This window comes from Methanosarcina sp. Kolksee, from assembly GCF_000969945.1.
In the GTDB taxonomy this organism is placed as follows: Archaea; Halobacteriota; Methanosarcinia; order Methanosarcinales; family Methanosarcinaceae; genus Methanosarcina; species Methanosarcina vacuolata.
In genome coordinates, this window is the sequence record NZ_CP009524.1 from 59,142 (window position 1) to 72,102 (window position 12,961).

Annotated in this window: 10 protein-coding genes; 6 read left to right on the plus strand and 4 right to left on the minus strand. The window is 40.1% G+C overall.

Annotated features, from left to right (window positions below):
- Nucleotides 1-130: 130 nt before the first annotated feature.
- A complete protein-coding gene (locus MSKOL_RS00445) occupies nucleotides 131-2,191 on the minus strand; it encodes a DNA-directed DNA polymerase II small subunit (RefSeq protein WP_048153225.1) in 2,061 nt (686 codons plus the stop codon).
- A 731-nt stretch (nucleotides 2,192-2,922) separates the two neighbouring features.
- Here MSKOL_RS00445 and MSKOL_RS00450 point away from each other — a divergent pair.
- The 6 genes from MSKOL_RS00450 to porB all read left to right on the plus strand — a co-directional run bounded on the left by MSKOL_RS00450 (nucleotide 2,923) and on the right by porB (nucleotide 8,669).
- On the plus strand, nucleotides 2,923-3,480 hold the full coding sequence (locus tag MSKOL_RS00450) for a signal peptidase I (protein WP_048116670.1): 558 nt from the start codon (nucleotides 2,923-2,925) through the stop codon (nucleotides 3,478-3,480).
- 678 nt (nucleotides 3,481-4,158) lie between these two features.
- On the plus strand, nucleotides 4,159-5,130 hold the full coding sequence (gene dusB, locus MSKOL_RS00455; RefSeq protein WP_048153226.1) for a tRNA dihydrouridine synthase DusB: 972 nt from the start codon (nucleotides 4,159-4,161) through the stop codon (nucleotides 5,128-5,130).
- A gap of 614 nt (nucleotides 5,131-5,744) precedes the next feature.
- Complete coding sequence (locus tag MSKOL_RS00460) at nucleotides 5,745-6,293, plus strand: pyruvate ferredoxin oxidoreductase subunit gamma (protein ID WP_048116675.1); 549 nt, start codon at nucleotides 5,745-5,747, stop codon at nucleotides 6,291-6,293.
- On the plus strand, nucleotides 6,290-6,574 hold the full coding sequence (gene porD, locus MSKOL_RS00465; RefSeq protein ID WP_048116678.1) for a pyruvate synthase subunit PorD: 285 nt from the start codon (nucleotides 6,290-6,292) through the stop codon (nucleotides 6,572-6,574). Before MSKOL_RS00460 ends, porD begins: the two co-directional genes overlap by 4 nt.
- Entirely contained in the window at nucleotides 6,574-7,782 is a 1,209-nt protein-coding gene (gene porA, locus MSKOL_RS00470) for a pyruvate synthase subunit PorA (protein WP_048116681.1), read from the plus strand. Before porD ends, porA begins: the two co-directional genes overlap by 1 nt.
- Entirely contained in the window at nucleotides 7,779-8,669 is an 891-nt protein-coding gene (porB, locus tag MSKOL_RS00475; protein WP_048116684.1) for a pyruvate synthase subunit PorB, read from the plus strand. The genes porA and porB overlap by 4 nt, the downstream gene beginning before the upstream one ends.
- A 1,540-nt stretch (nucleotides 8,670-10,209) precedes the next feature.
- Here the strand turns inward: porB and MSKOL_RS00480 are convergent.
- The 3 genes from MSKOL_RS00480 to MSKOL_RS00490 all read right to left on the minus strand — a co-directional run bounded on the left by MSKOL_RS00480 (nucleotide 10,210) and on the right by MSKOL_RS00490 (nucleotide 12,781).
- Nucleotides 10,210-10,665, minus strand: a complete 456-nt coding sequence (locus tag MSKOL_RS00480; protein WP_048116689.1) for a hypothetical protein — start codon at nucleotides 10,663-10,665, stop codon at nucleotides 10,210-10,212.
- 472 nt (nucleotides 10,666-11,137) lie between these two features.
- Nucleotides 11,138-11,962, minus strand: coding sequence for a metal ABC transporter permease (locus MSKOL_RS00485; RefSeq protein WP_048116691.1), 825 nt, complete (start codon nucleotides 11,960-11,962; stop codon nucleotides 11,138-11,140).
- A 54-nt stretch (nucleotides 11,963-12,016) separates the two neighbouring features.
- Entirely contained in the window at nucleotides 12,017-12,781 is a 765-nt protein-coding gene (locus MSKOL_RS00490; RefSeq protein ID WP_048153227.1) for a metal ABC transporter ATP-binding protein, read from the minus strand.
- Between the last annotated feature and the right edge of the window lie 180 nt (nucleotides 12,782-12,961).

A 12,961-nucleotide genomic window follows, 5' to 3' on the forward strand; every position in this document is an offset into this window, starting at 1 on the left:
AAGATTGAAAAATGTCAGGCAATTAACGGTAGCAGGAAACTTCATCAGGAGTTAAAAATCATCTTATCCATACGGAATCGCGAAGAGCCCTAATATAGTGCATAAGAATAGTGTCGCAGTTTATAAAAATTCAGTCAAAAGGAAGAATCTTTACGTCGAAATTTTCGAGATCCACGATAGGGACCCTGGCAGGGACAGGTACTAGATTTACACGCTTCTGGAACTCTGTTTGGCCCTGCCATGTTCCGGAATTGACCAGAAGGACGTTCTTATAGTGCTGGACCCCAAGGGTGTGGACGTGACCTGTATGAATAATATCAGGCACAGGATCGATTATGAAATAATCCTTTTTCTCAGGGGATATTGAAACTCTACTCCCATAGGTCGGAGCAAGATGCCTGCGTTTCAGCATCTCAAGGACTGCCCCGGCAGGTTCCTGGTACGAGACTCCGGGGACACTCGCCACAAGGTCGTCAATCGACCTGCCGTGGTAGATCAGAAGGCGAACACCGTCAAGTTCCAGAAAAGCAGGGTTACCAACAAAAACAATATTCTCAGAGAAATACGCCTGGATACTTTCCGGCAGGGCAGGCTGAGGTTCTGCCTGGCGAACAGCATCGTGGTTACCTGGACTTATTATTACACGAATATGCTCGGGGATTTCCCTGAAATATTCGGCGGCCTTCCTGTATTGGTCGTAGACATCCAGAATGTCAAGTTCCAATTCCTGGTCAGGGTAGATCCCTATCCCGTCAACAATATCTCCTGCGACAACAAGATAACGGACACTGGCTGCAAGTTCCCGCATATCCTCTGAATCCGATTCCCCTTTCAAAAAATCCAGGAAATCAAGCCAGGCATCTTCCATAAACTGGGAGCTACCCACGTGCACATCCGAAATCAATACAGCTTTCCCATGGCTTCCGGTTCTGCGCTGGACATTATTCGGGACATCAGGTTGTATTAGCTTTGTTGCCAGCATGAGGCTTCCGTCATTGGTTATCGAACCAGCTACCCCTATGACCTCATCAAGGAGAATTTTTGATGCAAGTTCAAAAAGCTCTTTATCGGAATTTCGAATCAGGACTGAAAAAGAACCTGTTGGGTCCTCCAGAGAAAGGATTTTGTGGCCGTTCGTTGTGCTGTTGATATCCGAAACCATACCTATAATCGAGATTTCTTCAGAACCTCCATCTCCTCCTCTGCGAAAGCTTCTTCTTTTTAAGCTTTCGATAGGACGTGCATTGATCCTGCTCCGGATAATCTCCGAAAGCCTGCTGTATCTGTCCCTAAAATATTGCACAAATTGCATATATTCCCCGACACAGGTGGAATGCCCTGTTATATCCGAAACGACGGTCACAGGATTTTTGCCCGGATAATGTTTGTATTCATCTATGGAACTCGAAAATATCCCTCTCTCAGAAGTGGAAGAAGGTGGTTCTGTCCTGAAACTCCTATTTGAAGGAATTGAGGAAAGAGAGTTCTCCTGCCCGAAAAAAGAAGAGACTGGCCTGTTTGCATCCAGGGAGGAATGAAAAGAGAAAGTTGGAGTTGCTGTTTTCACCGAAGAAAAGGAGTCTGAGGCCAGATCGGAGGCCAAAGCTTCGTCAGATAAAACAGTGATTGATTGTGTATTCAGAGTATTCGGAGTATTTGGAATATTTGGAGTATTCGGAGTATTTGAAGCATCTGGAATATCCTGAATGTTTGAAGCATCTGGAATATCCGGATCTGGTTCGTAAGCCTTATCCAGAACAATGCCCTGAACTGAAGAATCAGGAACATCGTCTTGAGATAATTTTATACTTGGATCAGAAGCTGTAGTAATAACATCTGGCTCTGAGGAAAGAACAGGTTCTGAAAGAAGGTCGGGCACTACAAAGGAATCAGGTTCTGAAGATGGATTGTCTGATCTGGAAGAAAGTATGGAAGTCCCGGAAAGAATTTTCCTTTCCTCTGTAGAGGAGGCATGTATTTTATCTGAATGCGACTCACCCGCCGAAAAAGCGTCAAAGCCTTCAAGATCTATATCTTCGATACTTATGACAATAACAGAGTCATTTACAGTTGAAAGGACATATTTAAGCAGGTCTTCGGGAGAATTACTGGAATAAATAAGTTCTACAGCTTCAGGACTTATCTGGTACTCTTTTTCCATAACAGTCCTTATAATATCCTTTTTTTCCATAATTCCAACCTGACCTTTCGAACTGACCTGAGTTCTTCCAACTTTTCGTGCGATCTGGCACCATGATCAATTTCACTCAAGACTTGCAGAGACTAAAGCAAAAGCCTGCTTACAATATAAAAACTAATAAGGTACAAAACTAATGTACTAAATTTAGTTTGTTACCATAAAGAAGAATGTATGAAACTTTTGTACGCTCGATAGAGTACTTATAGTTATTAATTCCTATCTATTGTAGAATGAGTATTAGTTCCTATACGATATAGAACGAATCTGTTCATTGTTTATTAAGAAACGATAAATGTTTTAAATAAGCAATAAAAAATATTAAAAAAATAGATTAATCAATTGAAAAGAATTGGTTAAAAAAAGTTAATTGAAAACTAATATAAAGTAAAAACAAGTCTTCAGTAATCTACTGAGAAAACTCAATAAACCAATTTTTGACTAACTTATATAAGTCAGAAATGTAGAATGTAGGGCTGAAATAGTTTTGCGGCTGCATTATACTCTGAAAATCATACTAAGTCCCTGGGTAATAATAAGTTTAGCCAGATGATAAGATTTCGAGTAGGACAAAATCTAATGGAATATAACGCAGCATCCTGGTGTTGAGTCAACAACAAAATGTCGTATCAAATCGATTGCAATTATTCGGAATTATTGAATCCTTGATGATTGACTCGACACTGGCATCTATAAGGATAAAATCAAAAGAATAAAGGCTTAGCATGAGCGAGATTAATAAGGAAAAAAGTGCCCAGGAACAAGAAAACGCCTGGGTTTCCCTTGGGAAGGACTTGATGTCCGTTGTAGCTGTCGTGATCATTTTTATGGTCCTTTCCAAGCTGGCATTTGGACTCTGGACTCCTATGGTTGCGGTGGAGTCGGGGAGTATGGAACCGCATATGCAGATAGGAGATATTATTTTCATTAAAAGCATCGATAGATCAAATATTACAACGTACGAAGAAGGAAAAAACACAGGCTATAAGTCATTTGAAAATTATGGAGATGTGATTCTTTATCGCCAGTATGGCGAGGAAGGAGTGACTCCGATTATTCATAGGGCTATGTACAGAGTGGAAGCTGGAGAGCCAATGTGGGAAGGCGGTCCACCTGCTCCTTATTCCGGTTATATTACCAAAGGAGACAATGCTGTAACCAACAGTCACTATGACCAGGAAGGGCAGATAAGTTATAATATGCCTGTAAAAGATGAATGGATTATAGGGACTGCGAAGTACAGGATTCCTTATCTGGGATATGTCAGATTGCTCTTCTCATGAATCAAATTCATATGGCTCTCGACTTATCTTTTTAAATCCCTGAATCAGTTTTCTTGATTAACTGGTTCAGGCATCCTGTTCTTTATTTCTTGAATCTTTTCAGGTTCTTGGTTTGTGTTTCTCTTATTATTATATATTACAATGATTATGTTTTTAAGTAATCGTTCTATTTTTGCCAGAAATTGTGTGAGTTTCTAGTTGCGTGAATTTCTAGTTGCGTGAATTCCTGATTACATGAATTCCTATTGCGTAAGTTCCTGATTGCGTAAGTTCCTGATTGCGTAAGTTCCTGATTGCGTAAACTTCTGGTTGCATGAACTTCTAGTTGCGTAAACTTCTGGTTGCGTGAATTTTTAGGTTTTGGCGTATTAGAGAAAACTCACATAGATTCAAAGAATTTCAGGAAATCAAAAGAGGCTCAATAAATCACAAAAAGGTTTCAATTACAGGAAGCTAGAGGCAGCAATCTTTGAGGAGGCAACTCCAAAACAAATAAATAAGGGAAAGGAATGAGAAAACCACCAGGAAAATAATTAGAAAAACAGTCAAAAAACAACCAAAAGAAACCAAAAATAACCAAAAATACCAAAAACAATTAAAAATAGAATCAAAAACAGATCAAACTAGAATCAAAACAGAATCAAACTAGAATAAAAATATTCAAAAACCGTTGGAAAAATGAAACTTAATAAACTAAAAATCGGCAAGACTGAAACACCTGGAAACCTTCTTCTTGCGCCTATGGCAGATGTTACAAATCTGGCTTTCAGGTTGCTCTGCAGGCAGAATGGAGCTGACCTTACATATACTGAGATGATCAGCGCAGATGCCCTGGTCAATGAAAACCGAAAATCACTCCTCAAGGGGCTGTCTTCCCCTGAAGACCGACCTTTTGGAGTTCAGCTTGTAGGAAGTTCTCCTGAGAAACTGAGGGAAGCTGCTCTCTTTATTGAAGACGAGTATAGACCTGAACTCATCGACGTGAATATGGGTTGCCCTGCACAGCGCATTACTGGAACAGGGTGCGGCTCAGCTCTTCTCAACTCCCCGAAACTTGTATATGAAATTATCTCAGAGCTGACCGATGTGCTGAAGACTCCTGTGACTGCAAAGATCCGCATTCTGAAGAGGGATGAAAAAACCCTTGAGATTGCACGCCTGATCGAAGAGGCTGGGGCTTCTGCCCTAACTGTACATGGCAGGAGGGCAGAGCAAATGTACTCCGGAAGTTCAGACCTTAGAGCGATAAGGGCCGTTAAACAGGAACTTTCCATTCCAGTAATTGCAAACGGCGATGTAAGGGATGAGGAGTCTGCCGAAGCTGCCCTTGATTTTACTGGATGTGATGGGCTTATGATCGGACGCGCAGCAATGGGGAATCCCTTTATTTTCAAAAGGATAAGGCATTACCTGGAAACCGGGGAAAGGCTGGAATTTGACAGGCAAGTTCGGCAATTGAAGGACTTTGAGAATTATATCGCCTTACTTGAAGAATATGACCTCAGCACGTCTACAAATCTAAGAATGCACGCTCACTGGTTTACAAAAGGGTTGCGCGGCTCGCGGCAGATTAGGGAAAAGATTAATAATCTGAAAGATGGAAAAGCGATGATTGAGTTAATAAAGGATTTCTATAAAGAGAAATATTAAAATATCCCATATTTTTAAAAAGATATTTGTTTACGGCTATGGTGCGATAAAAACGTAACCAGACAACAGGTTAACCTGAATGTACCAAATATAATACATTTAAAAAATAATTATAGATTAGAACTATCTATAAAGAATATATTTCAATTCACCGAAAACCTAATAATATTCTACACTATTATCCATGAACTATCAGGCATAAAACAGTGTGAATTCAGAATTGAAAATAAACCTTTCAATATTAGTTATAATTCATGATATGAAAGAGATCCAGGTTAACAATTTACCATCCAGGTTTTTGGGTCCCTGACATGGATGTACATGTCACACTTATTATATTACAGTAGTGCCTGAAGAAAGAGTCAGATGCTGTGGTTGTGTCTGACAGAATAAAATGCTGATTATGTCTGACAAAATAAAATGCTGATTGTGTCTGACAAAGCAAATAAATTGAATAATATTGGGTTAATTCGCTTAGTATTTTGACTAATAGAGTGTGCCAGACAGCTAATTAAAACTTGTCAAACAGACTGCCGAGAACAGCAAAATTACAGAAAAATTTGAAAAACAATCGAAAAACAATAGATAAAATCTCATTAAAAAGGAGAATCTAGATGAAGGAAATCAGAATACACGGTCGAGGAGGCCAGGGTTCTGTTACCGCGGCTGAAATGCTTTCCGTTGCAGCTTTTGAAGATGGAAAATTTAGCCAGGCCTTCCCCGCTTTTGGGGTAGAGCGTAGAGGTGCCCCAGTCCAGGCATTCACGAGGATTAACAATAATCCTATCAGGCTCCGAAGTCAGATTTACAAACCGGATTATGTTATTGTCCAGGACGCAACTCTGCTTGAGACTGTTGACGTTGCAAGCGGGGTAAAGGATGACGGAATAATTATTGTTAACACAACCGAAAAACCGGAAAGCCTGAAACTCAATACAAAAGCTAGGGTCATGACCGTGGACGCTACCAAGGTGGCAATGGACATCATAGGTATCCCCATTGTAAATACTGTCCTCCTTGGAGCTTTTGCGGGTGCAACCGGAGAAATCAATGTTGAATCAATTCAACATGCAATAAGGGCTCGTTTTTCAGGAAAGGTAGGAGAAAAGAATGCAAATGCAATTCAGAAGGCCTACAAGCTTATCAGGGGGGAAGAAGCGTGACAAATAAAGAGGAAGAATGTTTAAACATTTCACGCTGCAGAGTCTGTAAACCTGGTTCTACTCTCATAAACAAAACCGGAGGCTGGAGAAACTTCCGTCCTGTTTATATTTACGAAAAATGTACCAAGTGCGGAATTTGCCATATTGTCTGTCCTGATATGTCTATCAAACCTAGAGAAGATGGCTTTTTTGAATATGATTATGATTACTGCAAAGGTTGCGGCATCTGTGCAAATGAGTGTCCTGCAGATGCAATTGAAATGATTCTGGAGGAGAAATAATGATTGATCCGGCTTACAGAAAGAAAATGGTAGTCGTGGAAGGTTCCTATGCTGTGGCCCATTCCGCAAAAATCTGCCGTCCAAATGTAATTTCCGCCTATCCGATTACTCCTCAGACACATATTGTCGAACATCTATCTCAGTTTATGGCAGACGGGGAAATCCCTAACTGCGAGTATATTAATGTAGAAGCTGAGTTCTCGGCAATTTCTGCCCTTATAGGAGCATCAGCCGTAGGTGCAAGGACTTATTCAGCCACAACCTCCCAGGGGCTTCTGCTCATGCATGAGGCACTTTTTAACGCTGCAGGCATGAGACTTCCAATTTTAATGACAGTGGCAAATAGAGCAATTAGCGCTCCAATCAACATTTGGAACGATCATCAAGATGCTATTGCGCAGAGAGATACAGGCTGGATGCAGCTCTATGTAGAGGATGTTCAGGAAGCGTGTGATACCCTGCCTCAGCTCTACAAAATCGCAGAAGACAATGAGATCATGGTTCCGGGTATGGTCTGCATGGACGGCTTTATCCTGTCTCATGTTTATGAACCTGTTGTCCTGCTTGAACAGGACCTAACTGATGAGTTCCTTCCGTCCTTCCAGCCCGAAGATATTCTTGATCCTGAAGACCCCAAGACTTTCGGAGCCTTTGCATCCCCTGATACATATGAAGAGTTCAGATATCTTCACGAGCAGGCAATGCAGAAAGCCCTTCCAAAGATCGAAGCCGTTGCAAAGGAATTTGGGGAAGTATACGGTAGATATCACGGAGGACTTATTGATGGTTATATGCTTGATGATGCCGAAATAATTATCATGGCTATGGGCTCTATTCTCGGCACTGTCAAGGATGTTGTTGATAAGTATAGAGCAAAAGGAGAAAAGATCGGCGTCTTAAAGGTCAGGTCCTTCAGGCCTTTCCCGAAGGAACAGATCTGCAAGGCTGTTAAGAATGCCCACGCAGTTGTCGTCCTTGATAAGAATATTTCTATCGGGACTAACGAAGGAGCGCTCTTTACAGAAACAAAATCCTGCCTCTACAACAGTAAAGTCCGTGTACCTGTGGTTGGCTATACTGTAGGGCACGGAGGCCGTGACATTCCAGTGGAAAGTATTGCAAAGGTTATAGAAGAAACCAAGAAAGTTGCAAAATCTGGAATCACGATTGAAAGCCAATTCCTGGATCTTAAGGAGGAGTTGCTATGAGTAAAACTGCACCTCAAACATATATTACGTCCGGGCACAGCGGCTGTGCAGGTTGCTGTGATGCCTTTGCTGCAAAATTCACACTTATGGGCGCAGGCCCAAATACAATTATAGTTAACCCGACGGGTTGCCTTGAAGTCATGTCTACACCTTTCCCATATTCCTCCTGGCAGGTTCCGTGGATCCACTCCCTCTTTGAAAATGCAGGTGCAGTGGCTTCAGGTGTGGAAGCTGCCTTGAAAGCCCTTGGAAAAAAGGATGACATCAAGGTTGTATCAATCGGGGGAGACGGTTCTACTATGGATATAGGTCTCGGTGCCCTTTCTGGTGCATTCGAGAGAGGCCACGACTTCACCTATGTGTGCATGGATAACGAAGCGTATATGAACACTGGAGTCCAGCGCAGTAGCGGAACACCTTTTGATGCAAGTACCACAACAACTCCAGCCGGAAAAGTTTCCTTTGGAAACCCACGCCCTAAAAAGAACATGCCTGCTATCATGGCAGCTCATGGCTCTCCTTATGTGGCCACGACCTCCATAGGTTTCCCAAGAGACATGATACGAAAGGTCAAGAAGGCAACTGAAATCGTAGGACCTACCTATATCCATGCTCAGGCCCCCTGTCCAACAGGCTGGGGTTTTGATACATCCAAGACCCTGGAAATTGCCAAACTCGCAGTCGAAACCTGCCTCTGGCCCATGTATGAAATGGAAAACGGGGAAATTACCCAGGTCAGGAAAGTTAAGGACCCCAGGCCAGTTGAAGAGTACCTGAGAGCCCAGAAAAGGTTCAAACACCTCTTCACAATGGAAGGCGGTGAGGAAGAAATAAAGAAAATCCAGGCTCTTGCAGACTGGAACATAAAGCACTTTGGGCTTCAGTAAAAACTGAAGTTCTATTTTTTAATTTTAGTTTTTAATATTACTTTTTTTTAATTTTACTATTACTTCACAATTTTCTATTTTCTTTACAACGCTACTGGAATTATAGAACTCGATAGCTTAATTTTTCGGGATTGTCAACACAAAATTTTCTGGAAAAGAAAAAATATCAAAAATCAATAGACAATAAACAGAACTGTGAATTTTATAGTGTATAAATGCATGAAGCCCATTTGTACACTATAAACTATATCTTTCTGTCAAACTATTGCATCGATTCTCAAAATAAGTGCATAATAAGAAAATGATTCCGGCTTACAATTCGAATATTGTTTTAAAGTCGTATGAGATTTTTTAACGCAAAAACACAGCCGGTCGCAGAGTGATTTTATCTGGATATTACAACCACGAAAAAAACGGAAAACACGAGAGAATCACACCTTTACTACTCATTTCCGTGTTTTCCGTGCTTTCCGTGTTTTTTTAAAAATTCATTCTTGACATACTTTGAAATCAATAAACTAGTGTTATGGAAACTTAATTATCGAGCATAATTTTTGATAACTTTTCATTAAACGATAGCGATTCAGATTTAACATATGGTTAATATCTAAATTTTCAAGACACTAGGATATAATATAAAGAATTTTTGGAGTTTAAGACATACTAAACGAACATGATATTCTTTGAATAACATGCAAAAACAATGAAAGTGCTTGCAGATGGTAGCATTTTCATGCTAAAGTAAACTTGAGGATATCCAATACTAAAATGGAGATACGTAATGTGAAGAAAGAGAAAAATTATTGAAACAAATACAAAAGGTTCCGCATTACGAAGACAGGCATCTGTTTTTTAAATGCCGTTTTTAAATACCGTTTTTTGAAATTCCGTTTTTAGTACCATTTTAAGATACCGTTTTTAGTACCATTTTAAGATACCGTTTTTTGAAAATCCGTTTTTTGAAAATCCGTTTTTAGTACCATTTTAAGATACCGTTTTTTGAAAATCCGTTTTTTGAAAATCCGTTTTTAGTACCATTTTAAGATACCGTTTTTTGAAAATCCGTTTTTTGAAAATCCGTTTTTAGTACCATTTTAAGATACCGTTTTTTAAGATACCATTTTTTAAATACCATTTTTTAAATACCGTTTTTAAGATACCGTTTTTTAAATACCGTTTTTTAAGATACCGTTTTTTAAATACCGTTTTTTAAAGACCGTTTTTCAAAGACACCGTTTTTTACAGATGCCTGGCAATTCAGATATCTTATAGTTATATAAAACTACGGATGTACTGAAAACGAAATATAAAATTCTGGAAGTACCGTAAAATACAAAGAAAGTCTAAAAGATAATAGAGAAGAAACTTCCTTTCTGGATTCAATCAAAACAGAGTACTGGAAGCACATTCAATTCATAAAATTATTAAAATGATTAGAGTTAAGAGACTTATTATAATCTTAAAATATAAAAGAGTGGAAGCCTGGTTTTGAACCCTGATGAAAAAAAGAATTTGAGCGAAAAAGTAAGTTACCGGATGATTACAGATCAATTAGTGGTAACTGTCTTCTCAGGTCAGGCAAATAGCCTTCTCTGTGCAGGGCTATTTTATAGTCGCTTATTGCTCTGCATAATTTGTGGGTATATTTTATGCAGTCGTTACCAACATTTCCCTTAAACAGCAATTTTTCTGTTTTTTCTATAAATTCGGGATACGTAAAAACCAGCTCTTCTTTGGTGTGCAGGAACAGAGCTGCAAAGTCCCTGTGAATGCCCATGCTTCTTTTAAGCAATTCAACGTTAAGATGTTCCTCAGACAGATAGGGGTTGAACTTCACAAAGGTGTGAAAATCTGCAATGTTCTGGTTTAAGGAGTTTAGAATTGAGTATAGAACGTTGTCGGTTTCCGGAAGGGGGATATCCGGAAGATCGAGGCAGTCTCCATCAAAAGTCTCGTTTTCTTTTATATTTTGATCTCGGGTTGTATCACGATCCATTTTATCACCCTGATTGTAAAAACTTATTTTAATGAATGCTCTGGTGGCTTCCGTTTCGTATAACGGGTTCAATCACTTGCTTTAATATAGTTTTCAGATACACTTATCGGATTGTCTTCGGGTGGCTCCAAATAAATCCATTGTGTTAATCACCGGCGTTTCCGTCGCTTCCCCACTCGAAGCGGTTGTACGCACATGGGTTTAGATGCTTCAGATTCCGTTTTTATCTCCACGAACCCAGCCTTAGAGGTCTAGCACTGAGTCCTGTAAAGTATGATCAATTAAACGTTTAGGCTCTAGCATCTCACCATATATAAAATTATGTCTTAATAAAACAGACTAAATATAATTATATCAAAAATTTTTATTTGATACTGTAAAGATCCTGAATAGCTATCTAAATTGTCCTGAAGCAATCTTGAATAAATCTTAAACACCAATTTAAAGCCTTTAAAATAAATTTCAGGGAATTTTAAACCCCTGAACTTCTTCTATTCTCCAGCATTTCCATCCCGAAAGCTGCAACTCCATAAACAAGGCTCAGTACGAGAATGATCGTCGCACCGGATGGGACATCCAGAGCATATGAAAGACCTATTCCTGTAACGCTGATTACGGTTCCAAAGGCTATGGAAATCAGCATCATACGCTTCAGGTTATGAGTAAATTTACGGCTCAGGGAAGCAGGAATGGTAAGTAGAGCGATTACAAGGATAATACCCACGACCTTAATAAGCACCACAATTGTTAGCGCAATTATGCAGAGCAGGAAAAGGTAAAGCTTCTCGGTAGGAAGTCCCTGCACGGTTGTGAATTCTTCGTCAAAACAGAGAGCAAGGAATTCCTTATAAAGTAAGTAAACTGCACCTACTATTACTATATCAAGAGCTAGCATAAAGTACAGGTCGGAGCGGGGAACTGTTAATATATTTCCGAATAGATATGTCATAAGATCAGGAGCATATCCAGGGGTTAAATAGACAAAAATTATTCCGAGTGCCATTCCAAGAGACCAGAGTATGCCTATAGCACTGTCTTCAGGGATTTTAGACCTCTTGCTAACTGTTCCCATAACAAGAGCCGAAAGCAAGCTGAAGGGAAGAACTCCGAACATAGGGTTGATTCCCAGGTAATAGCCCAGCCCAACACCTCCAAAGGAAGCATGAGCTATCCCCCCACTTATGAATACTATTTTTTTGACGACAACATAGACTCCTATAATCCCGCAGGCTATACTTGCAAGAATTGCGGCTGCAAGAGCGTTCTGGATAAAGGTGTATTGCAGAAAATTAAACATTCTTATTTCTCCGTCTGTTTTTCGAGTCAGTCTTTTTCGGACAAGTCCTGATTATCAGGAGTTCTCCTTATGGTTTTCCAGCACTCTGTGAGGTATTCCATGAGCAATCAGTTCAACAGGGCACTGGTAGGTAGCTTCAAGATCTTCAACCGGGATTTCTCTGGAGTTGTGGTAATGGAGAGTGCGGTTTAAGCAGGCTATTCTATCGACATAAATAGAAACCGCGCTGAGGTCGTGAGTAACCATGATGACTGCCATTTCCTTCTTTAGCCTGTCCAGCAGGCGGTAGAGTTCCTCCTGCATATGCGGATCAAGCCCGGAGTTAGGTTCGTCCAGAAGCAGAAGTTTGGGGTTTGTGGCAAGAGCTCTCGCAATAAAGACTCTCTGACGCTGCCCTCCCGAAAGCTGGCCAATCTGCCGGTCCTTGTACTGGAACATTTCTACCATCTTCAGGGCTTCTTCTGCAGCCTTTTTGTCTTCTTCTCTGTATTTTTTCCGAAAACCCGTATGGCTCATCCTGCCTGTGAGCACCACTTCCCAGACACTTATAGGAAAGTCATAATCGAAACCTTTGTATTGAGGAACATAGCCTATAAGCTCTCTGCTCTTTTCGGGTGTTTTCCCAAAGAGCTTTACACTGCCTTTATAGGGTTTCAAAAGTCCAAGGAGCACTTTGAGAAATGTGGTCTTTCCTCCCCCATTAGGTCCGATAATCCCAAGCAGTCCATTGGGCTCTTTTAATTCAAAATTGATTGCCTCAAGGATAATCTGGTTTCCGTAACGAACCCAGACATCTTTCAGTTCTATAACCTTCTCCATTGCCTTCCCTTCAGAATATCGTTTTTATTATCGTTTTTATCATCGTTTTTATTATCGTTTTTATCATCGTTTTTATCATCGTTTTTGTTTATCGGATTACAATCTTTTGATATTTATATACGAAATTTGAGTGGTTGACTTTACCAGAACTCAAATGCTAATTTTACTAACTTTGTACCT

Excerpts from the sequence above, each read along its gene's own strand:
- MSKOL_RS00445 (WP_048153225.1), bottom strand. The coding sequence starts at position 2,191 with ATGGAAAAAAAGGATATTATAAGGACTGTTATGGAAAAAGAGTACCAG.
- MSKOL_RS00450 (WP_048116670.1), top strand. The coding sequence starts at position 2,923 with ATGAGCGAGATTAATAAGGAAAAAAGTGCCCAGGAACAAGAAAACGCC.
- dusB (WP_048153226.1), top strand. The coding sequence starts at position 4,159 with ATGAAACTTAATAAACTAAAAATCGGCAAGACTGAAACACCTGGAAAC.
- MSKOL_RS00460 (WP_048116675.1), top strand. The coding sequence starts at position 5,745 with ATGAAGGAAATCAGAATACACGGTCGAGGAGGCCAGGGTTCTGTTACC.
- porA (WP_048116681.1), top strand. The coding sequence starts at position 6,574 with ATGATTGATCCGGCTTACAGAAAGAAAATGGTAGTCGTGGAAGGTTCC.
- porB (WP_048116684.1), top strand. The coding sequence starts at position 7,779 with ATGAGTAAAACTGCACCTCAAACATATATTACGTCCGGGCACAGCGGC.
- MSKOL_RS00480 (WP_048116689.1), bottom strand. The coding sequence starts at position 10,665 with ATGGATCGTGATACAACCCGAGATCAAAATATAAAAGAAAACGAGACT.
- MSKOL_RS00485 (WP_048116691.1), bottom strand. The coding sequence starts at position 11,962 with ATGTTTAATTTTCTGCAATACACCTTTATCCAGAACGCTCTTGCAGCC.
- MSKOL_RS00490 (WP_048153227.1), bottom strand. The coding sequence starts at position 12,781 with ATGGAGAAGGTTATAGAACTGAAAGATGTCTGGGTTCGTTACGGAAAC.